Origin of the sequence: Pseudomonas sp. ES3-33 (assembly GCF_000952175.1) — a bacterium.
Taxonomy (GTDB): domain Bacteria; phylum Pseudomonadota; class Gammaproteobacteria; order Pseudomonadales; family Pseudomonadaceae; genus Aquipseudomonas; species Aquipseudomonas gregormendelii.
This window is the reverse complement of sequence record NZ_JZRI01000058.1, coordinates 1-20839: the sequence shown is the minus strand read 5'-3', so window position 1 is coordinate 20839 and position 20839 is coordinate 1. Positions and strand designations below refer to the sequence as shown.

At 59.8% G+C, this 20839-nt stretch carries 20 protein-coding genes and 1 pseudogene; 12 read left to right on the top strand and 9 right to left on the bottom strand.

Features of this window, described 5'->3' with window-relative positions; all coding sequences use genetic code 11:
- Positions 1 to 33: 33 nt before the first annotated feature.
- The 3 genes and pseudogenes from UB23_RS10130 to coaBC form a co-directional block, all read right to left on the bottom strand.
- Positions 34 to 1410, bottom strand: a pseudogene (locus UB23_RS10130) (phosphomannomutase/phosphoglucomutase); the annotation flags it as partial.
- A gap of 314 nt (positions 1411 to 1724) precedes the next feature.
- The gene (dut, locus tag UB23_RS10125; protein ID WP_045059189.1) at positions 1725 to 2180 is read right to left on the bottom strand and encodes a dUTP diphosphatase; all 456 of its coding nucleotides are present in this window, start codon (positions 2178 to 2180) and stop codon (positions 1725 to 1727) included.
- Between the two features lie 5 nt (positions 2181 to 2185).
- A complete protein-coding gene (coaBC, locus tag UB23_RS10120; RefSeq protein ID WP_045059188.1) occupies positions 2186 to 3394 on the bottom strand; it encodes a bifunctional phosphopantothenoylcysteine decarboxylase/phosphopantothenate--cysteine ligase CoaBC in 1209 nt (402 codons plus the stop codon).
- Positions 3395 to 3529: 135 nt separating this feature from the next.
- Here coaBC and radC point away from each other — a divergent pair, with 135 nt between their 5' ends.
- Positions 3530 to 4204 carry a RadC family protein gene (gene radC, locus UB23_RS10115; protein WP_045059187.1) on the top strand — a complete coding sequence of 225 codons (675 nt, stop codon included), beginning with the start codon at positions 3530 to 3532 and terminating at the stop codon, positions 4202 to 4204.
- Between the two features lie 120 nt (positions 4205 to 4324).
- Here the strand turns inward: radC and UB23_RS10110 are convergent, their stop codons facing one another.
- Positions 4325 to 5911 (bottom strand): ABC transporter substrate-binding protein, encoded by a 1587-nt coding sequence (locus UB23_RS10110; RefSeq protein WP_045059186.1) that lies wholly within the window; start codon positions 5909 to 5911, stop codon positions 4325 to 4327.
- Positions 5912 to 6356: 445 nt separating this feature from the next.
- Here UB23_RS10110 and rpmB point away from each other — a divergent pair, with 445 nt between their 5' ends.
- Positions 6357 to 6590: a 50S ribosomal protein L28 gene (rpmB, locus tag UB23_RS10105; RefSeq protein ID WP_007894701.1), complete on the top strand. Its 234-nt coding sequence runs from the start codon at positions 6357 to 6359 to the stop codon at positions 6588 to 6590.
- An 11-nt stretch (positions 6591 to 6601) separates the two neighbouring features.
- On the top strand, positions 6602 to 6757 hold the full coding sequence (gene rpmG, locus UB23_RS10100) for a 50S ribosomal protein L33 (protein WP_045059185.1): 156 nt from the start codon (positions 6602 to 6604) through the stop codon (positions 6755 to 6757).
- A gap of 209 nt (positions 6758 to 6966) precedes the next feature.
- Here rpmG and UB23_RS10095 read toward each other — a convergent pair whose 3' ends face one another.
- Positions 6967 to 7329, bottom strand: a complete 363-nt coding sequence (locus tag UB23_RS10095) for a cupin domain-containing protein (protein ID WP_045059184.1) — start codon at positions 7327 to 7329, stop codon at positions 6967 to 6969.
- A 228-nt stretch (positions 7330 to 7557) separates the two neighbouring features.
- Between UB23_RS10095 and UB23_RS10090 the strand changes: the two genes are divergently transcribed.
- A complete protein-coding gene (locus UB23_RS10090) occupies positions 7558 to 9051 on the top strand; it encodes an aldehyde dehydrogenase (protein WP_045059183.1) in 1494 nt (497 codons plus the stop codon).
- 185 nt (positions 9052 to 9236) lie between these two features.
- The gene (locus UB23_RS10085; RefSeq protein WP_045059182.1) at positions 9237 to 10379 is read left to right on the top strand and encodes an MFS transporter; all 1143 of its coding nucleotides are present in this window, start codon (positions 9237 to 9239) and stop codon (positions 10377 to 10379) included.
- A 115-nt stretch (positions 10380 to 10494) separates the two neighbouring features.
- Here UB23_RS10085 and UB23_RS10080 read toward each other — a convergent pair whose 3' ends face one another.
- Positions 10495 to 12063 carry a phospholipase D family protein gene (locus UB23_RS10080; RefSeq protein WP_045059181.1) on the bottom strand — a complete coding sequence of 523 codons (1569 nt, stop codon included), beginning with the start codon at positions 12061 to 12063 and terminating at the stop codon, positions 10495 to 10497.
- Positions 12064 to 12123: 60 nt separating this feature from the next.
- A complete protein-coding gene (locus tag UB23_RS10075; protein WP_045059180.1) occupies positions 12124 to 13557 on the bottom strand; it encodes an aminotransferase-like domain-containing protein in 1434 nt (477 codons plus the stop codon).
- Positions 13558 to 13735: 178 nt separating this feature from the next.
- Here UB23_RS10075 and UB23_RS10070 point away from each other — a divergent pair, with 178 nt between their 5' ends.
- The gene (locus UB23_RS10070; RefSeq protein ID WP_045059179.1) at positions 13736 to 13981 is read left to right on the top strand and encodes a DUF1127 domain-containing protein; all 246 of its coding nucleotides are present in this window, start codon (positions 13736 to 13738) and stop codon (positions 13979 to 13981) included.
- A gap of 136 nt (positions 13982 to 14117) precedes the next feature.
- Here UB23_RS10070 and UB23_RS10065 read toward each other — a convergent pair whose 3' ends face one another.
- A complete protein-coding gene (locus UB23_RS10065) occupies positions 14118 to 15431 on the bottom strand; it encodes an NAD(P)/FAD-dependent oxidoreductase (RefSeq protein ID WP_045059178.1) in 1314 nt (437 codons plus the stop codon).
- Positions 15432 to 15580: 149 nt separating this feature from the next.
- Here UB23_RS10065 and UB23_RS10060 point away from each other — a divergent pair, with 149 nt between their 5' ends.
- Positions 15581 to 15934: a YkgJ family cysteine cluster protein gene (locus tag UB23_RS10060; RefSeq protein WP_045059177.1), complete on the top strand. Its 354-nt coding sequence runs from the start codon at positions 15581 to 15583 to the stop codon at positions 15932 to 15934.
- 18 nt (positions 15935 to 15952) lie between these two features.
- Here the strand turns inward: UB23_RS10060 and UB23_RS10055 are convergent, their stop codons facing one another.
- On the bottom strand, positions 15953 to 16441 hold the full coding sequence (locus tag UB23_RS10055; protein ID WP_010465173.1) for an Lrp/AsnC ligand binding domain-containing protein: 489 nt from the start codon (positions 16439 to 16441) through the stop codon (positions 15953 to 15955).
- A 157-nt stretch (positions 16442 to 16598) separates the two neighbouring features.
- Between UB23_RS10055 and dadA the strand changes: the two genes are divergently transcribed.
- The 5 genes from dadA (at position 16599) to UB23_RS10030 (ending at position 20662) form a co-directional block, all read left to right on the top strand.
- The gene (gene dadA, locus UB23_RS10050; RefSeq protein WP_045059199.1) at positions 16599 to 17903 is read left to right on the top strand and encodes a D-amino acid dehydrogenase; all 1305 of its coding nucleotides are present in this window, start codon (positions 16599 to 16601) and stop codon (positions 17901 to 17903) included.
- A complete protein-coding gene (locus UB23_RS10045) occupies positions 17875 to 18228 on the top strand; it encodes a RidA family protein (RefSeq protein WP_045059176.1) in 354 nt (117 codons plus the stop codon). The genes dadA and UB23_RS10045 overlap by 29 nt, the downstream gene beginning before the upstream one ends.
- A gap of 87 nt (positions 18229 to 18315) precedes the next feature.
- The gene (gene alr / locus UB23_RS10040) at positions 18316 to 19389 is read left to right on the top strand and encodes an alanine racemase (protein WP_045059175.1); all 1074 of its coding nucleotides are present in this window, start codon (positions 18316 to 18318) and stop codon (positions 19387 to 19389) included.
- Positions 19390 to 19517: 128 nt separating this feature from the next.
- Positions 19518 to 20066 carry a cupin domain-containing protein gene (locus UB23_RS10035; protein ID WP_045059174.1) on the top strand — a complete coding sequence of 183 codons (549 nt, stop codon included), beginning with the start codon at positions 19518 to 19520 and terminating at the stop codon, positions 20064 to 20066.
- A gap of 182 nt (positions 20067 to 20248) precedes the next feature.
- Positions 20249 to 20662, top strand: coding sequence for a c-type cytochrome (locus tag UB23_RS10030; RefSeq protein ID WP_045059173.1), 414 nt, complete (start codon positions 20249 to 20251; stop codon positions 20660 to 20662).
- Positions 20663 to 20839: the final 177 nt, after the last annotated feature.

The following is a 20839-nucleotide window of genomic DNA, read 5'->3' as shown; positions in this document are numbered from 1 at the left end:
CTCCGGCACTTCGATAAATGGCGCTTCAATAAATCAAAACGGTAGTTGGAGATCAGGTGCAACACGCTTCAGTTGGACTTTGAATACGTCCTTGATGCGCTGCAGTTCAGCCTCGTCATCGGCCTCGAAGCGCAGCACCAGCACCGGTGTGGTATTGGATGCGCGCACCAGGCCCCAGCCTTTGGCGTAGTCGACTCGCACGCCGTCGATGGTGGTCAGGTCGGCGCCTTCACCCCACTTCGCGTCGTGCAATGCATCAATGATGCTGAATTTGCTCTCTTCGGTCACATGGATATTGATTTCAGGCGTGGAAATATCGTTCGGGAAGGTCGCGAACAGCTCTTCCGCCGTGGATTTTTCCTTGCTGAGGATCTCCAGCAGACGCGCGGCGCTGTAGATGCCGTCGTCAAAGCCGAACCAGCGCTCCTTGAAGAAGATGTGCCCGCTCATTTCACCGGCCAACAGGGCGCCGGTTTGTTTCATTTTCTTTTTGATCAACGAATGACCGGTCTTCCACATTAACGGACGACCGCCATATTCCTTGATCAGCGGGGTCAGGCGACGGGTGCATTTGACGTCGAAGATGATCTCGGCGTCCGGGTTGCGCTCCAGCACGTCGCGGGCAAACAGCATCAGCAGGCGGTCCGGATAGACGATGCTGCCGGTGTTGGTCACTACGCCAACGCGGTCGCCATCGCCATCGAAAGCCAGGCCCAGGTCGGCGTTGGTTTCCTTGACCTTGGCGATCAGGTCTACGAGGTTTTCAGGCTTGCCCGGGTCCGGGTGGTGGTTCGGGAAATTGCCGTCTACTTCGCAGAACAGCGGGATCACTTCGCAGTTCAACGCTTCGATCAGTTGCGGGGCGATCACGCCAGCGGCGCCATTACCGCAGTCCACAACAACTTTCAGGCGGCGGGCCAGCTTGATGTCCTGGACGATTTCGGTGTTGTAGCGATCGAGAATTTCGACCTGGGTGATGCTGCCTTTGCCGCTGGTCAGATTGTTGGTCTTGAGGCGGTCATGCAGGGCCTGGATTTGCTCGTTGGCCAGGGTATCGCCGGCGATGACGATCTTGAAGCCGTTGTAGTTCGACGGGTTATGGCTCCCCGTCAGCATTACCCCGGATTTGCCAGCCAGTACGTTGGCTGCGTAGTACAGCGCAGGCGTCGGTACCAGGCCTACGTCGCTGACGTGGCAGCCGCTGTCAGCCAGGCCCTTGATCAATTGTTCGACCAACTCCGGGCCCGACAGGCGCCCATCACGGCCGACCGAAACATTGGGCTCGTTTTGCGCCAGGCTCTGGGCTCCGATGGCGCGACCGAGCCAATAAGCGGTCTCAGCGTTGAGAAATTCCGGGACAGTGCCGCGAATGTCGTAGGCGCGGAAAATGCTGTCGGGGAATTTCGGTGCGACTTGGGCTGGGGTGCTCATCTGTAGGAATGCTCCATCTCGAAAGTGGCTGGACTGGCCTGCGAAATATTCGTTGGCCGGTTCAAACTGAAGGGTATGACGGCGTTTTCCACAGAGAGTTCGTGGTGCGAAAAGGCCATGCCAGCGATTTCAGTGAGCTTTTGGCCGTCCATTGCCTTGGTTTTCTGAGCGATCTGTTGCGCCGATACTGGCGTCAGAACGCTGTACCGTAGGAGCTACCGCAGGCTGCGTGGTCCTTGAGATCAAGAGATCGCAGCCTGGGGCAGCTCCTACGGGGATGTGGCGTCATTCGATCAACGGGTACCGGTATGGCCAAATCCGCCAGCGCCGCGTTCGGTTTCCACGAATTCTTCAACCATTTCGAAGTGCGCCTGAACCACGGGCACCAGAACCAACTGGGCCAGGCGTTCGCCGACCACCATGTTGAAATCGGTCTGGCCGCGGTTCCAGCAGGACACCATCAGGGGGCCCTGGTAGTCGGAGTCGATCAGACCGACCAGATTGCCGAGCACGATGCCGTGCTTATGGCCCAGGCCGGAGCGCGGCAGAATCAGTGCCGCGAGGCCCGGATCGCCGATATAGACGGACAGGCCAGTAGGGATCAGGAGGGTTTCGCCCGGCTTGATGACGGTGTCCTGTTCCAGCATGGCGCGCAGGTCCAGGCCGGCGGAGCCTGGTGTGGCGTACTGCGGCAGCGGAAATTCGGTACCGATGCGGGGGTCGAGGATCTTGGCTTGCAAAGCGTGCATGTAAATTAAACCTGGTTCAGACGTTCGGCGATAAAAGTGATCAGCTGACGAGCAATCTTGCTCTTGCTGGTCTGGGCGAAAAGTGTGGCGTGGAGCTCGCGATCGATCACGCTGCAGGCGTTTTCTTCGCTGTTGAAACCGATGCTCGGGTTCGCAACGTCGTTGGCGACGATCAAATCGAGGTTCTTGTCCTTGAGTTTGCGCGCTGCGTAATCGAGCAGGTGTTCGGTCTCGGCGGCGAAACCGACACTGAAAGGTCGATCGGGGCGGGTGGCAATCGAGGCCAGAATGTCTGGGTTGCGCACCATTTGTAGTAACAAACCGTCGCCGCTCGTAGGATCTTTCTTAAGTTTTTGTGGTGCGACGACCTCGGGTCGGTAGTCCGCTACTGCTGCCGAGGCGATGAACAGGTCGCAGGGGATCGCCGCTTCACAGGCCGCGAGCATGTCGCGGGCGCTGACCACATCGATTCGGGTCACGCGATCGGGGGTTGGCAGGTGCACCGGGCCGGTGATCAGGGTCACCCGAGCCCCCGCTTCGACGGCCGCTTCAGCCAGTGCAAAGCCCATTTTGCCCGAGCTGTGGTTGGTGATGTAGCGCACCGGGTCGATGTTTTCCTGAGTCGGGCCAGCGGTAATCAGCACGTGCTTGCCGGTCAATGCCTGGCGCTGGAAGCAGTCCGCCGCGCACTGTACGAGGTCGTTGGCTTCGAGCATCCGTCCCATGCCGACGTCGCCACAGGCCTGGCTGCCCGAGGCGGGGCCGAAGACTTTCAGGTCGCGGCTTTCCAGAAGTCGCAGGTTGCTCTGGGTCGCAGGGTCACGCCACATGGCCTGGTTCATGGCCGGGGCAACGGCCACCACAGCGTCGGTGGCCAGCACCAGTGTGGTCAGCAAATCATCGGCAGTGCCCTGGGCCAGGCGCGCGATCAGGTCCGCCGTGGCGGGTGCGATCAGCACCAGGTCGGCCCATTTGGCCAGTTCGATGTGGCCCATCGCCGCTTCGGCTGCGGGGTCCAGCAGATCCAGGTGCACCGGATGGCCGGACAGGGCCTGCATGGTCAACGGTGTGATGAACTCACTGCCACCACGGGTCATGACCACGCGCACTTCGGCGCCCTGGTCGATCAGTCGGCGAACCAGTTCGGCGCTCTTGTAGGCAGCGATGCCGCCGCCGACGCCCAGAACAATGCGTTTCCGATACAGCCGCTGCATAGGTCAGCCTTTCAATTCGTTGGTGACTGCATGGCGAAACCCCCTCCCCAGGGATGAATTCGCCCGCAAAAAAGATGGGCTAAGATATCACAGCGACCGCTATGGAACAGCGGCGCCCACAGACAGGGAGGTGCTATGAGTATTCGTGATTGGCCGGCGGCCGAGCGACCCCGGGAAAAGCTGCTTGAGCAGGGCTCGGCGAGTCTTTCGGATGCAGAGTTGCTGGCCATATTTTTGAGAACAGGTGCAGCGGGCAAAAGCGCCGTGGACCTCGCGCGTCACCTGTTGGGCAAGTTTGGCAGCCTGCGGGCGTTACTGGAGGCCGATCAGCCGGCGTTCAGTGCGGAATTGGGGCTGGGGCCGGCAAAATTTGCGCAACTGCAGGCGGTGCAGGAAATGAACCGGCGGCATCTGGCGGAACGGTTGCGTGTGCGTTCGGCGCTGGAAAACCCCCAGGCCGTTCGCGATTATCTGAAATCGATGCTGCGCCACGAGCAACAGGAAGTGTTCGGTTGCCTGTTTTTGGACTCGCGGCATCAGGTACTGGCCTTCGAGGCGTTGTTTCGCGGCTCCATCGACAGTACCGCCGTCCATCCCCGTGAGGTGGTCAAGCGCGCACTGGCCAACAATGCCGCCGCGCTCATCCTGTGCCACAACCATCCCTCGGGCAACGCCGCCCCCAGCCAGGCGGACCGCCAGCTGACCAAGCGGCTGCAGGAGGCCCTGCAGCTGATTGATGTGCGCATACTCGATCATTTCATCGTGGGCGATGGGGATCCGTTGTCGATGGCCGAGTACGGGTGGATGTAGTGGCGCTAAAGCCAGTGCGAGCTGGCTTGCCAGCGATAGCGTCAGTTCAGTCAGCGAATTCATGCCTGATCCACCGCCATCGCTGGCAAGCCAGTTCCCAGAGGGTGTGCGGTGGTGCGGTTACTTCACGCTTACCTTCGAATAATCCTGGCGACCAAACGGGCTCACCGAATACCCCTCGACGTTCTTGCGCAGCAAGGCAAAGGCGGTGGGGTGCGCCAGTGGCAGCCAGAGGGCCTGTTGCTGGATTTGCGCCTGGGCCTGCTCATACAGCTTGGTGCGCACACCCTGCTCGGACGTGGTCTTGCCAGCGCTGATCAGTTTGTCCAGGTCCTGGTTGCAGTAACGGGCGAAGTTGGTGCCGGACTTGACCGCCGCGCAGGAAAACTGCGGCGTCAGGAAGTTGTCCGGATCGCCGTTGTCACCCGCCCAACCCATGAACAGCAGGTCATGCTCGCCCGCCTTGGCGCGGCGGATGACCTCGCCCCACTCGATCACGCGAATCTCGGCCTGGATGCCAATTTCCGCCAGGTCCGACTGCAGCATCTGCGCGCCGAGACTTGGGTTGGGGTTCAGCAGGCTGCCGGAAGGGCGGGTCCAGATGGTGGTCTGGAAGCCGTCCTTGAGCCCGGCCTTGGCCATCAATGCCTTGGCCTTCGCAATGTCGTGGGCGTAGCCCGGCAAGCCTTTGGCGTAACTCCAGGTATTAGGCGGGTAGGGCCCGGCGGCGGGTTCGGCCGTGTCTTCGAACACCGCCTTGACGTAATTGGCCTTGTCGAAGGCGAGGTTGATCGCCTGGCGCACTTCAACCTTGTCCAGCGGCGGATGCTGGCTGTTGATGGCGACGAATGCCGTCATGAAGGCGTCGGTCTTTTCCACTTTAACGTCCGGCTCTTTCAGCGCGGCCTGTACGTCCAGCGGTTTGGGTGACAGGGCGATCTGGCACTCGTTGCGGCGCAGCTTCTGCAGGCGAACGTTGGCGTCCGGGGTGATGGCAAATATCAGCGGATCAACCGAGGGCTTGCCACGGAAGTAATCCGGGTTGGCCTTGTAGCGAATCGAGGCGTCTTTCTGGAAGCGCGTGAAGACGAACGGGCCGCTGCCGATAGGCTGACTGTTGAGCTTCTCCGGCGTGCCGGCTTTCATCAGCTTGTCCGCGTACTCGGCGGAATAGATCGAAGCGAAGCCCATGCTCAGGGTCGGCAGGAAGGTCGAATCCGGGTGGTCGAGGGTGAAGCGCACTGTAAGCGGGTCCAGCGCATCGATCTTCTTGATCAGCGCCGGCAGTTGCATCGACTGTGCATGCGGGAAGCCGCTCTGCGCCACTTTGTGCCAAGGGTTTGCCGGGTCCAGCATGCGATCGAAACTGAACTTCACATCTTCGGCAGTCAGCTCGCGGGTGGGCGTGAAATAGTCGGTGCGGTGGAATTTCACCTGAGGATGCAATTTGAACACGTAGCTCAGGCCGTCCGCAGAAACTTCCCAGCTGTCGGCAAGGCCCGCAACCACTTTGCCGCTGGCCGTATCGAAGTCCACCAGGCGATTCATCAGCACATCGGCTGATGCATTGGTGGTGGTCAGCGAGTTGTATTGCACCACGTCGAACCCTTCAGGGCTGGCCTCGGTGCAGACGCTCAGGGCCGCAGCCATGGCGTGCGGGCTCAGCAGGAGAGGGGCGAGCAACAGCGGTAGGGCAGCGAGGCGCATGGTCGGTTTCCTTTACAGATCGAAGGCCCATCTGCAAGTGCAGTCTGGAAAAGGCTTACCCTAGATGGCTCCTTTGCAAATGACTATCCCCATTTTCATTTTAGGGGGACTATGTGCGATTGATTTCCGTGTGCGGCGATCTGTGAAACCGCGAAACGGGCTGTCGGTTGATTCTCTGCGACGAGCGGTCAATATCCCCCACAGCCTTTATCCAAGGCGCTCAAAGCCTGAAAAACACGGTTTTTATCGACTCCACGCACACAGAATGTTGTTGCTCTGCGGTCTTTCTGGTATAAAGCAGCGCTCTTTTCTAGGGGCCCGGTTCCTTCACTGTAGGTGTAGCCGGTAAGACCTCTAAAGAAACGCGGCGCCTGGCGCCAAATGACTGAGAGATTAAGCGGCCAACCCATGCCGGGTTGGGCATGTGGTTTTAGAGGGCTGAGGCATGTCGAGAGTATGTCAAGTTACCGGTAAGGGTCCGGTGACTGGGAATAACATTTCCCACGCAAACAACAAAACCCGTCGTCGTTTCCTGCCGAACCTGCAGCATCATCGCTTCTGGGTTGAAGAAGAGAAACGTTTCGTGCGTCTGCGCGTATCTGCTAAAGGCATGCGTATCATCGACAAGCGTGGCATCACTGTCGTGCTGGCCGAAATCCGCAAAGCTGGCAAGATCTAAGGAGCTAAATCATGCGTGAAAAAATTCGAATGATTTCCAGCGCCGGTACTGGTTACTTCAAAACTACCGACAAAAACAAGCGTACTACTCCGGACAAGCTCGAGCTGATGATGTTCGATCCGCGCGTTCGCAAGCACGTTATGTTTAAAGAAGGTAAAATCAAGTAATTGATTTTTCCTACTTACGAAAAAGGCCCGGATCGCGAGATACGGGCCTTTTTTGTTGCCTGTCGATTATGCGTTGCCTGCCAGGGGCCTTTAGTGAGCAGGCCCGCGCCTACATTTGATTTTCAGTGAGCACAGAATTTGTGCCCGACGACGATCCAGTGTGGGAGCGGGCTTGCTCGCGAAGAGGCCGGCCGAGCCAACCACAATCCTCAGGCCTTCTGTTCGAACGCTACGTAGATCTTGCGGCACGGCTCCAGCACCTCCCAGGTGCCTTTGAAGCCTGCCGGAATGACAAAACGATCTCCCGCGCGTACGGTTTTGCTGTTGCCGTCATTGTCGCGCAGCACTGAAACGCCTTGAACGATTTCGCAGTACTCGTGTTCGGTGAAATTCACCAGCCACTGGCCAACTGCACCCTCCCACACACCTGCACTCAGCTGGCCGCAAGGGCTGTTGTAGTGGTTGTACACTGCTTGTTCGGGATCGCCCTTGAGGATTCTGGCGTCGTCCGGCCGATAGCGATCGGGCTGGATGTCGGCCTGGCTGAAATCGGCGATGTCCTGGATGTTCATTGTTGTAATCCCCAGTGATTGCGTTGGAAAGCCCGAAGTCTATGTTTATTAAAATGAACATCGCAAGGCCGTTTGCCGGCCTTATGTCAAATATATTGAAACTTCACCTGCCGCTGGTTTAGGGTGGCGGTTGCCTTGGGCCGAACATGCGGGATGGCCGGGCGGAATTCCTGAGAACGTCCGCGAAGAACGCAGGGCGCTCGTATTCAACAAGAGGAGGACACTCGTATGACCACCCTGACTCGTGCCGATTGGGAACAACGGGCTCGCGATCTGAAGATCGAAGGCCGTGCCTACATCAATGGTGAATACACCGATGCGGTCTCTGCCGAGACCTTCGAGTGCATCAGCCCGGTAGATGGCCGCCTGCTGGGCAAGATCGCCAGCTGTGACGCCGCCGATGCCCAGCGCGCTGTTGAAAACGCTCGCGCCACTTTCAATTCCGGTGTGTGGTCGCGCCTGGCGCCGACCAAACGCAAAGCCACCATGATTCGTTTTGCCGGCTTGCTTAAACAGCACGCCGAAGAGTTGGCCCTGCTTGAAACCCTGGACATGGGCAAGCCGATCAGCGATTCCCTGCACATCGACGTTCCTGGCGCGGCCCAAGCCCTGAGCTGGAGCGGTGAAGCCATCGACAAGATCTACGACGAAGTCGCTGCCACTCCGCACGATCAGTTGGGCCTGGTCACTCGTGAACCGGTTGGCGTTGTCGGCGCCATCGTGCCGTGGAACTTCCCCCTCATGATGGCCTGCTGGAAGCTCGGCCCGGCGTTGTCCACCGGTAACTCGGTGATTCTCAAGCCGTCCGAAAAATCGCCGCTGACTGCCATCCGCATCGCGGCGCTGGCCGTTGAGGCCGGTATTCCCAAAGGCGTGCTGAACGTCCTCCCGGGCTACGGTCATACCGTCGGCAAGGCGCTGGCCCTGCACAACGATGTCGACACGCTGGTGTTCACCGGTTCGACCAAGATTGCCAAGCAGCTGCTGATCTACTCGGGCGAGTCGAACATGAAGCGCGTGTGGCTGGAAGCGGGCGGCAAGAGCCCCAACATCGTTTTCGCCGATGCGCCGGACCTGCAAGCCGCTGCTGAGTCGGCGGCTGGCGCCATCGCTTTCAACCAGGGCGAAGTCTGCACCGCCGGTTCGCGCCTGCTGGTCGAGCGTTCGATCAAGGACAAGTTCCTGCCGCTGGTGATCGAGGCGCTGAAGACCTGGAAGCCGGGCAACCCGCTGGACCCTGCGACCAACGTCGGTGCGCTGGTAGATACCCAGCAAATGAACACCGTGCTGTCCTACATCGAATCTGGTCATGCCGACGGCGCCAAACTGGTGGCGGGCGGCAAGCGAATCCTTCAGGAAACCGGTGGTACTTACGTTGAACCGACGATTTTCGACGGCGTGAGCAATGCGATGAAAATCGCCCAGGAAGAGATCTTCGGCCCAGTGCTGTCGGTCATCACCTTCGACAGCGCCGAGGAAGCGGTGCAAATCGCCAACGACACGCCGTATGGCCTGGCTGCAGCGGTATGGACTGCGGACATCTCCAAGGCACACCTGACCGCCAAGGCGTTGCGTGCCGGTAGCGTCTGGGTCAACCAATATGACGGCGGCGACATGACCGCGCCATTCGGCGGCTTCAAGCAATCGGGTAATGGTCGCGACAAATCGCTGCATGCGTTCGACAAGTACACCGAGCTGAAGGCGACCTGGATCAAGCTGTAAGTCTGTGTGGAGCCTGATACATATCGGGCTCCTGAACGACTCTGATCCCCTGTGGGAGCGGGCTTGCCCGCGATAGCAATCTGACAGCCAACCCATGTTGAATGTTAGGGCGCCATCGCGGGCAAGCCCGCTCCCACAGTGTTTTGTGTTGTTTGTTAAAAATAATATCCACAGGAGCGTGGACCATGCGTTGGGCGACGTATTTCGCCGTGTTGGCGTCTGTCTTGAGTGTTGGCCTGGCCCTGGGCGTCAGCATGCCGCTGGTGTCGTTTCGCCTGGAAAGCTGGGGGTATGGCTCCTTTGCTATCGGTGTGATGGCGGCGATGCCGGCGATCGGCGTGTTGCTGGGGGCGAAGATTTCCAGTCACTTGGCAGCGCGCCTCGGCACGGCCAACCTGATGCGCCTTTGCCTGTGGGCGGGGGCGCTGTCCATTGGCTTGCTGGCGTTGTTGCCGAGTTATCCGGTGTGGCTGGCGTTGCGGCTGATGATCGGGGTGATCCTGACCCTGGTGTTTATCCTCGGTGAAAGCTGGATCAATCAGTTGGTGATCGAGCAATGGCGCGGACGCTTGGTCGCTCTGTACGGCAGCGCCTATGCGTTGAGCCAACTGGCCGGCCCGTTGCTGCTGGGGGCCGTTGGCACCGATCATGATTACGGATTCTGGGTCGGTGTCGCCCTGCTGATGATTGCGCCGTTGTTGTTGCTGGGCCGTAGCGGGGCACCGAGCAGCGAAGCGTGCAGTGTGACTTTCAGGGACTTGTTGGGTTTTTGCCGTGGTTTGCCGGCGATCGCCTGGGCGGTGTCGCTGTTCGCAGCGTTTGAAGCGATGATTTTGACCTTGCTACCGGTTTATTGCCTGCGTCAGGGCTTCACCACGGAAATCGCCCTGGCGATGGTCAGTACGGTGGTGGTGGGGGATGCACTGCTGCAGTTGCCGATCGGTGCACTGGCGGATCGCTTGTCCAGGCGCACGCTGTTTACCGGGTGTGCGGTGATTCTGCTGGTGTCGAGCCTGGCGATTCCGTTCCTGATCGACACCCTGCTGATCTGGCCATTGTGGGTGCTGTTTGGCGCGAGCGCGGGCGGCTTGTTCACCTTGTCGCTGATCCTCATTGGCGAGCGCTATCGGGACGATGCGCTGGTGCGCGCCAATGCGCATATTGCCCAGTTGTGGGGGATCGGCTGTCTGGTCGGGCCACTGGTTGCCGGTGCCGGCAGCCAGTGGATCAGTGGCCATGCGTTGCCGCTGTTGATGGCAGCAGGGGCGTTGGGCTTGGTGATCCTGCTGTCGCGGCAGGGGGCGTTTGGTGCCGTGCAACCGGCTTAGATCAAAAGATCGTCCGAACGCGGCCCGAGCCTTCGGCAGCTCCTACAGGAAATTGCATTTTCAATCGCAGGAGCTGCCGAAGGCTCGGGCCGCGTTCGGACGATTTTTTGCCCTTCTACAACATCCGCTCCAGGCCTACGGCCGTGCTGAACCATGCATTGAAGCGACGCCACCAGCTGCCAGGTTCTTTGGTCAGCACGTGCATCTTGCCGTCATCTTCGGTCACCCAGACGATCTGGTCGTCCTGCAGGTTCACCTGGTAACTCAAGGCCGGCGCCATGCCCTCCAGCGCCGATTTGCGCACATGCGCAGCGAGTTCAGGGCTGTCGACCAGTACGCCGACTTCGGTATTCCACAGGACCGAGCGCGGGTCGAAGTTGAAGGAGCCGATGAACGACTTCTGCTGATCAAAAATGATCGCCTTGCTGTGCAGGCTGGAATCGGAGCCGCGGTAGGACTTGCTGGAGAAAATGTGTGGGCCGCTACCGCCGCCTTCGCCCGGCTGACGGCGTAACTCGAACAACTTCACGCCGTGTTCAAGCAACGCTCTGCGGTAAGGCGCGTAGCCGCCGTGCACCGCCGGCACATCGGTGGCCTCCAGTGAGTTGGTGAGCAAGGTCACCGAGACGCCGGCATCGGCGCGGCCGGTCAGGTACACCAGGCCCGGCTGTCCCGGCACGAAGTAAGCCGAGATGAGGATCAGCTCCTTGCTCACCCCGTTCAATTCCGGCGCCAACTGAGTGGTCAGCAGCAGCTGCGGATCGGGTTCACCTTTTGCCAGCACCTTGCTTGGCGCATCCCAAAGCGCCTGGTTCCAGGCCCAAATCAGCTCCCGGCGCCAGATGTCCATGCGCGGATTTGTGTTGTAGGTCGTCAAATGCTGGTAGAGCGCGTGATTCTGCTTGCGGGTTTCTTCCAGGGATTGCTCAAGCCGGGTGCGGGTGTCTTGCAAGTCTTTGTGCGTAGGCCGGCTCGACAGGAACTGGTCGATCGGTTTGCTCAGCGCGCTGTTCCAGTACTGATCGAAGCTGTGCCCCAGCTGTTCGGCCACCGGGCCGACGCTGAGCATGTCGATGTCGGTGAAATTCAGGTTGGGCTCGGCGTCGAAGTATTCATCGCCCAGATTGCGCCCGCCGACGATGGCCACGCTATTGTCCGCCAGCCACAGCTTGTTGTGCATGCGTCGGTGCTGTTGCGACAAGTTGAACAGGCGGCCCATGTTGCGCGTCACGCCCGTGGAGCGGCCCAGGTGCAGCGGGTTGAACAGGCGGATCTGAATGTGCTCGTGCGCCGCCAGGGTCGCGATCACCCAGTCCAGACCATCACTGGTGGTGTCGTCGAGAAGGATTCTGACCCGCACACCACGGTCGGCCGCCTTGAGCAGCTCTTCGATCAGCATTCGCGTGCTGATACCGTCGTGGACGATGTAGTACTGCAGGTCGAGGCTGCTCTGGGCATTGCGGATCAACTCTGCGCGCGCCATGAACGCTTCACTGCTGTTGGACAGCAGGCGAAAACCTGACCTGCCCTCATGAGGTGCTGCCTGGGCCTGGATCGACCGGCCGAACGCCGAATCGCTCGCAGGCAGGGCCTGGCTGGGTTCGCGTGTCACATCCAGGCTGGCGCAGCCTCCCAGGAGCGAGGCGAGGAGCACAAGAGCGAGCAGGGGGTGTCTGACTCTCACGTAGGATCGTTCCGATTGGCGGCTGGGGACGGCATATGGACGCTGGTTTAGGCAGAAAGGTCAGTCGTGGATGTGATCAGTTTCCGCCAGCAGCCTGATCGCTGCCGCGCCGACCTTTCGCACCGCTTCTTCGATGAGCGGTGTTGGTTTGGCAGCGTAGTTCATCCGCAGGCAATTACGGTATTTGCCGGAGGCGGAGAAAATGCTGCCCACGGCAATCTGTACGCCCTGATCGTGCAAGGCACGATTCAGTTTCAGGGTGTCGAAGCCGTCCGGTAACTCGACCCACAGCATGAAACTGCCTTGGGGCCGGCTGGCGCGAGTGCCCGCAGGGAAGTAGCGCGTAACCCAGTCGATCATCAGGTCGCGGTTGCGTTGGTATTGGCTGCGCATGCGTCGCAGATGCGGCTCGAAATGCCCGGATTTGAGAAATTCCGCGATGGCGATCTGTGGCTGCGGCGCCGTAGAACCGGTGCTGATGTATTTCATGTGCAGCACCCTTTCCAGATACCGTCCGGGCGCTACCCAGCCAATGCGCAGACCCGGCGCCAGGGTCTTGGAAAATGAACTGCATAGCAGGACGCGGCCGTCTTCATCAAAGGATTTGATGGTGCGCGGTCGCGGGTAGGTGTAGGAAAGTTCGCCATAGACATCGTCCTCGACAATCGCCACGTCGAAACGCTGGGCGAGCGTCAACAATGCGCGTTTACGCGACTCCGGCATGATGTAGCCCAGCGGGTTATTGCAGTTGGGGGTCAACTGTATGACCTTGACTGGCCACTGTTCCAGTGCCAGTTCCAGCGCATCCAGGCTGATGCCGGTGATGGGGTCAGTCGGTATTTCCAGAGCCTTCATGCCCAGGCCCTTGAGGGTTTGCATGGCACCATGAAAACTCGGCGAATCCACCGCCACGATGTCTCCCGGCTCGCAAATTGCCCGGATACTGGTGGATAACGCTTCATGGCAGCCAGTGGTGACGACCAGCTCGCTGGCGCTTAGCTGACAGCCGGAATCGAGCATCAGCCGCGCAATCTGTTCGCGCAGTTCGAGTGTGCCATGGATGTTGTCGTAATACAGGCCGGGCATGTCCTGGCGCCGGCTGATGCGCGCAAGGTTGCGCAGTAACGGTTTCATGGTCGGTGTGGTGATATCGGGCATGCCACGCCCCAGTTGCACCACATCCTTGCGCGGTACTGCGCGAATCAGCTCCAGCACTTGGTCCCACTGGGAAATATCCACCGGCCGCTGCGCCGGCCGGCCTACCGCTGGCAGCTCCGGAAGCTTGCGGCTGGCGGGCACAAAGTAGCCCGACTTGGGCTTGGGCATCGCCAGGCCACTGTCCTCAAGGACGCGATAAGCCTGTTGAACCGTGCTCAGGCTCACCCCGTGCTCGACACTCAGCGCCCGCACCGAAGGCAGCCGATCGCCGGGGCGATAGAAGCCCTGTTCAATACGCGTGCCTAGCAAGTCGGCAAGGTTGACGTAGAGGGTCATGGCGCAGTCTCGCTATGGATTGTTCGGTCGACCAGTACAGATCAGCTGAAATTCGACAATTCAGAGCCAATTCGCCCAATCTGTATGGATTTAATACGCAAAGTTTGGATCTGTCACGGTTTTGCTCGTCCGCGCATCATCAAACCTCTTGCTACCCAAGTAAACAGGAGTCAACACGATGAACGGCTTGAGCGATGTGCGGCTGACGTTACACAGTCAGGAACTGGCGAAAGGGCAGGAAAACGGCACGCGTGAGGCGAACATGCGCAACGCGCCGTCCGGCCTGAGTCGCTGGGAACTGTTCTGGCATCGTCTGCACACGCGCAAGGCGTTGCTGGGACTTTCGGCGGAGCAGCTTCGGGATATCGGGCTGAGTCCGGAGCAGGCGCGGGAGGAGGGGCTCAAACCGTTTTGGCGGATCTGAGAGGTGCACTGTTCTCATCGGCCTCATCGCGGGCAAGCTTTGCTCCCACAGGTATGGAGTCAATCACATAATTGTCGCCGAACCTGTGGGAGCAAAGCTTGCCCGCGATGAGGGCCGAAAGTGCACAGACAAATGATCAGACCAACTCTTTGAGCCGATGCCACAACATTCCCAACGCCAGCAACGGCGAACGCAAATGCTTGCCGCCAGGGAATGTGATGTGCGGCACCTTGGCAAACAGATCGAACCCACCCCCCTGCTGGCCGCTGATGGCCTCGGCGAGCAGTTTGCCCGCCAGGTGGGTCGCGTTCACCCCATGACCCGAATAGGCCTGGGCGTAATACACGTTCGGCTGATCCTTGAGCCGGCCTATTTGTGGCAGGCGGTTGGCACCGATGCCAATCATGCCGCCCCATTGATAATCGATCTTCACGCTCCCCAACTGTGGGAAGACCTCGAGCATCTTCGGCCGCATGTAAGCTGCGATGTCGCCTGGATCGCGCCCCGAGTAATGGCAGGCGCCGCCAAACAGCAGGCGCCGATCCGCCGAGAGCCGGTAGTAGTCCAGCGCCACCCGTTGATCACACACCGCCATGTTCTGCGGCAGCAGTGAATGAGCCTGCTCTTCGCTCAGGGGTTCGGTGGCGATGATGTAGCTGCCCGCAGGCAGCACTTTGCCGCTGAGTTCAGGGTTGAGCCCGTTGAGATAGGCGTTGCATCCCAGGACCAGGGTCTTGGCGCGGACCGAGCCGTGGAGCGTGCGGACTTTCACTTGCGGGCCATACTCGATGCGGGTCACCGCCGACTGTTCAAACAACCGGGCGCCCAATTGCTGCGCGGCAGCCGCTTCGCCGAGCGCCAGGTTGAGCGGGTGCAGATGCCCGGAGCCCATATCGATGAGGCCGCCCACATACCGATTGGAGCCCACCACCGTGTGCATTTCTTCGGCGTGTAACAGCCGGGTTTCGTAGCGATAACCGAGCTCATGCAGCTCGGCGGCATCTTCGGCGAAACCTTGCAGATCACCGGGCTTGTTGGCGAGGTCGCAATAACCCCAGGTCAGGTCACACGGAATCTGGAAGCGTTCGACCCGCTGGCGGACGATTTCCACCGCCTCCAGGCCCATGAGTTTCATCTGGCGCACGCCGTCGGCGCCGATCACGTTGGCGAACTGGTCGATCCCATGGCCGACTCCACGAATCAGCTGCCCGCCGTTGCGGCCGCTGGCTCCCCAGCCAATCTTATGGGCTTCGAGCAGCACCACATTGAAGCCTCGCTCGGCCAATTCCAGTGCCGTGTTCAGCCCGGAGAAGCCTCCGCCAACCACGCAGACGTCAGCCACCACGTCGCCCTGCAATATCGGATGATCAGGTTGCGCCAGGCTGCTGGCGGCGTAGTAAGAGCGCGTGTGCTGGTGGCTCGCGATCGGTTGCTGAGCACGGGCATTCATGTGCGTGTTCCTGATTCGGGTGTCTGGAAAATTTGACCGAGCATAAGCCGGTCCTTCAAGGCCGGGCAACACTGGTCGGTTCGCGCTGTCTGGATGGACGCTTTTGCTGCACAATTGCGCTCTATTTCGCTGCTTTGGTCACTGTTTCGATGAGCTGCAACAGTCAGAAAATTCGCGCCCTGCGCCAGCAGATACCCTCGTTCGAGTGCGTGCCCGGCTGCCATGACTGCTGTGGGCCGGTGACCACCTCGCCGGAAGAAATGTCCCGCCTGCCGCGCAAGACCCGCGCCGAACAGGACGCGGCAATGGATGAGCTCAACTGTGTGCACCTGGGCCCGAATGGTTGCACGGTGTATGGCGAGCGGCCGCTGATCTGCCGGCTGTTTGGCACCACCAAAACCTTGCCGTGCCCCAATGGGCGTGGGCCTGTGGAGTTGATTCATCCTCGGGTGGAGAAGCAGATTCATGAGTACATGGCGTCGACCCGACAGGTGTTGGTTTAAACGTCGAAAGTCAAAAGATCAATCCGGAATCGGCAAACACAGGCTCTCCTTCACCTCTTCCATCACGATGTAGCTCTTGGATTCGCGCACATGCGGCAGCTTGAGCAGGATGTCTCCGAGCAGTTTGCGGTACGAAGCCATCTCGGAAATCCGCGCCTTCACCAGATAGTCGAAATCTCCTGACACCAGGTGGCACTCCAGCACGTGCGGCAGTTTCAGCACGGCACGGCGAAACTCCTCGAATGTATCTCCGGATTTGTAGTCCAGGCTGATCTCGACGAACACCAGCAGGCTACCCTTGAGGTGCTGCGGATTCAGGCGGGCGTTGTAGCCCATGATGATCCCTTCACGCTCCAGGCGCCGGACCCGCTCGGTGCAGGGCGTAGTCGAGAGCCCGACCTTTTCCCCCAGCTCGGTAAACGAGATGCGCCCGTCCGCTTGCAGGATCCGCAGGATGTTGCGGTCGATCTTGTCCAGCTCACGTTTGGTCTGAGTGTTGGTACGCATAGGGGATGCGCCTCCGTGAAAAGGGTTTTTGCCGAGAATTGTCGCCAAATATAGGCACTTATATAGTGAAAAGCACTGCCTAATCTTTTTTACACTGCGCACATCATTGCTCGAACACAACAAACGTCAGCGGCGTGCCGCGATGAGGGATATGAAAATGCGCGTTATGGTCTTGGGTAGCGGCGTCATCGGTACCGCCAGTGCTTATTATCTGGCTCGAGCCGGGTTTGAAGTGGTGGTCGTGGATCGTCAGCCGGCCGCTGCCATGGAGACCAGTTTCGCCAACGCCGGCCAGGTGTCGCCGGGTTATGCCTCGCCGTGGGCGGCACCGGGTGTACCGCTCAAGGCGATCAAGTGGCTGCTGCAACGCCACGCCCCGTTGGCGATCAAGGCCACCGCCGACATCGACCAGTACCTGTGGATGGCGCAAATGCTGCGCAACTGCACCGCCAGCCGTTATGCGGTGAACAAGGAGCGCATGGTCCGCCTGTCCGAGTACAGCCGTGACTGCCTCGATGAATTGCGCGCTGAAACCGGCATTGCCTACGAAGGCCGCAGCCTCGGCACGACTCAACTGTTCCGTACCCAGGCGCAACTGGATGGCGCGGCAAAAGACATCGCCGTCCTCAAAGAGTCCGGCGTGCCGTTCGAGTTGCTCGATCGCGCTGGTATCGCCCGGGTCGAACCGGCCTTGGCCAGCGTCACCGATATCCTCGCAGGTGCCTTGCGCCTGCCGAACGACCAGACGGGCGACTGCCAGATGTTCACCACCCGCCTGGCCGAAATGGCCGTGAAACTGGGCGTTGAATTCCGCTTTGGCCAGGACATCCAGAAGCTCGACTACGCCGGCGACCGCGTCAATGGCGTGTGGATCGACGGCAAGCTGGAAACCGCTGACCGCTACGTACTTGCGCTCGGCAGCTACTCGCCGCAGCTGCTCAAGCCGCTGGGCATCAAGGCTCCGGTGTATCCGCTCAAGGGTTACTCCCTGACCGTGCCGATCACCAACCCGGCAATGGCGCCGACTTCGACCATTCTCGACGAGACCTACAAGGTCGCAATCACCCGTTTCGACAACCGCATCCGGGTCGGCGGCATGGCGGAGATTGCCGGTTTTGACCTGTCGCTTAACCCCCGTCGGCGTGAAACCCTGGAGATGATCGTCAACGACCTCTATCCTCAGGGCGGCGATCTGGCCCAGGCAAGTTTCTGGACCGGCCTGCGTCCGACTACCCCGGACGGTACTCCGATCGTGGGCGCGACCCCGTTCAGCAATCTGTTTTTGAACACCGGTCACGGCACCCTGGGTTGGACCATGGCGTGCGGTTCCGGTCGCTTGCTGGCCGACCTGATGGCAAAGAAAACGCCACAGATCAGTGCCGAAGGCCTCGATATTTCTCGTTATGGCCACAAAATTCAGGAGTCCGCAAAACATGTCAATCCAGCGCCAGCTCACCAATGAGCGCATGAGCCAGATCGTCGTCCATAGCGGTACCGTGTACCTGTCAGGGCAAGTCGGCGATGATATGAGCGCCGGGATTGAACAGCAGACCCGCGAAACACTGGCCAATATCGAGCGTTTGCTCGATCTGGCGGGGACCGACAAGAGCCGGCTGTTGTCGGTAACGATTTACCTGAAAGACATCGACGCGCATTTCGCCGGCATGAACTCGGTGTGGGACAAGTGGCTGCCAAAAGGCGTCGCCCCAGCCCGTGCCACGGTCGAGTCAAAGCTGTGCGAACCGCAAATCCTGGTTGAGCTGTCGGTAGTGGCTGCTCTGCCTTAAGCAAGATCCCTCTCCCGGTGCGACTGGCGGTGTACGCCACCAGTCGCGCCGGTTTTTCTTCCACTGACCGACCAGAAGTCTGCCGCCATGCGTCCTGCCCGTGCCCTGATCGACCTTCAAGCCCTGCGCCACAACTACCAACTGGCCCGTGAAGTCACGGGGGCCAAGGCCCTCGCCGTGATCAAGGCCGATGCCTACGGTCATGGCGCGGTACGGTGTGCCCAGGCCCTTGAAGCCGAGGCGGACGGTTTTGCCGTGGCCTGCATCGAAGAAGCCCTGGAATTGCGGGCTGCAGGCATTCGCGCGCCGGTCCTGTTGCTCGAAGGCTTTTTCGAAGCCGATGAGTTGTCGCTGATCGTCGAGCACGATTTCTGGTGTGTTGTGCATTCGCTGTGGCAACTCGAAGCCATTGAAAAAGCCGCTGTAAGCAAGCCGATCACGGTATGGCTCAAGCTTGACTCGGGCATGCACCGGGTCGGCCTGCATCCGGCGGACTACCAGGCGGCGTATCAGCGGCTGCTGGCCAGCGGCAAGGTCGCGAAGATTGTGCTGATGAGCCACTTCGCCCGTGCTGACGAGTTGCATGATCAATCCAGTGCCGAGCAGGTCGCGGTGTTTGAGTCGGCCCGCCAGGGGTTGTCGGCGGAAATTAGCCTGCGCAACTCCCCGGCGGTGATGGGCTGGCCGCAGGTTCCCAGCGACTGGGTACGCCCAGGCATCATGCTGTACGGCGCGACGCCGTTCGAAGAAGCCAACACGGTGGCCTCGCGCCTGCAACCGGTGATGACCCTCGAGTCGAAAGTCATCTGTGTGCGTGAGCTTCCGGCCGGCGAGCCGATTGGCTATGGCGCCCGTTTTGTCACCCCGAAGCCGATGCGCGTTGGCGTGGTGGCTATGGGTTATGCCGATGGTTATCCGCGCCAGGCGCCCACCGGTACGCCGGTCATGGTCGCCGGGCAGCGTAGCCAGTTGATTGGCCGGGTGTCGATGGACATGTTGTGCATCGACCTGACCGACGTGCCACAGGCTGGCCTCGGCTCAACCGTCGAACTGTGGGGCCGGAACGTCCTTGCCAGCGAAGTCGCAGCGGCTGCTGACACGATTCCTTACCAGATATTCTGCAATTTGCGTCGGGTGCCAAAGCTCTATTCCGGGGTTTGACGCAAGGCACGGTGTGCACAATATCGCCTCGCCCAACAGGATTCAGGTCCAAGTGTTGTAAATACTGAACGCTGTCGCCATGATAACGCTCAATATTCCAACAACCTGAATTCCTGGAGGCTCCTGCATTGGACGTCGGTGAACGACTGCAATCCATCCGTAAGCTCAAGGGTCTCTCCCAGCGTGAGCTCGCCAAGCGCGCGGGTGTTACCAACAGCACCATCTCGATGATCGAGAAGAACAGCGTCAGCCCCTCGATCAGTTCGTTGCGCAAGGTGTTGGGCGGAATTCCCATGTCCATGGTCGAGTTCTTTTCCGAAGAAATCCTGCAGGAAAAACCGACCCAGATCGTCTACAAGGCCAATGAGCTGATCGATATCTCCGATGGTGCAGTGACCATGAAGCTGGTCGGCCGTGCTCATCCGACTCGCGCCATTGCGTTCCTCAACGAAATCTACCCGCCGGGCGCCGACACCGGTGACGAGATGCTCACCCATGAAGGTGAGGAGACCGGGATTCTGCTTGAGGGTCGACTGGAATTGGTGGTCGGGCTTGAAACATTTGTGCTCGAGGCGGGCGATAGCTACTACTTTGAAAGTACCAAGCCGCACCGTTTCCGTAATCCGTTCGATGCACCGGCGCGGCTAATCAGCGCAGCGACACCGGCGAATTTCTGACACAAGAGGCGTCCTGCCAGTACCGCAGAGGCGCCCGAAGCGTTTTAACGCCATGGAACAAGACCCCTTCGACTTTGGGGTTGTTTCAGTGTGGCGGGCTTACCGTTATACTTGCGCCCGCCTGCGAACCGTGGCCGTGGGCGTGACTAGCCACCATTGAGGGTGAACGCGTGAACCTAATTATGAAAATGCTGGCTGTACCAGCAACCGTACTGGCCCTATGGGCTGTCAGCGCTCAAGCTGCGACGAATGACGATATTGCCAAGCGCCTTGAACCTGTCGGCAAGGTCTGTGTAACAGGTCAAGAGTGCAAAGGTATGGAAGTCGCTGCTTCTGTCGGCGGCGGTGATGCCAAGACGCCTGACTCTATCATTGCAAAACATTGCAACGCTTGCCACGGCTCCGGCCTGCTGGGCGCACCAAAAATTGGTGACACTGCAGCCTGGAAGGAACGTGCGGATCACCAGGGCGGCCTCGACGGCATCCTGGCCAAGGCGATCACCGGGATTAACGCAATGCCGCCAAAAGGCACCTGTGCTGACTGCTCCGATGCAGATCTCAAAGGCGCCATCGAGAAAATGTCCGGCTTGAAATAAGCGTTCATCTTCAGCAAAAAGCCGCTTTCGGGCGGCTTTTTTGTGCCTGTTGTCTCGTCCTGAATAAGGTTTACACCTTCTGGCTTCTTATCAGGAAGGTGCAATGAATACGGGCGAAAAACGTAGCCAGAGAGATTACACGCTGACTTTTAAATTGTCGGTTGTCGACCAAGTCGA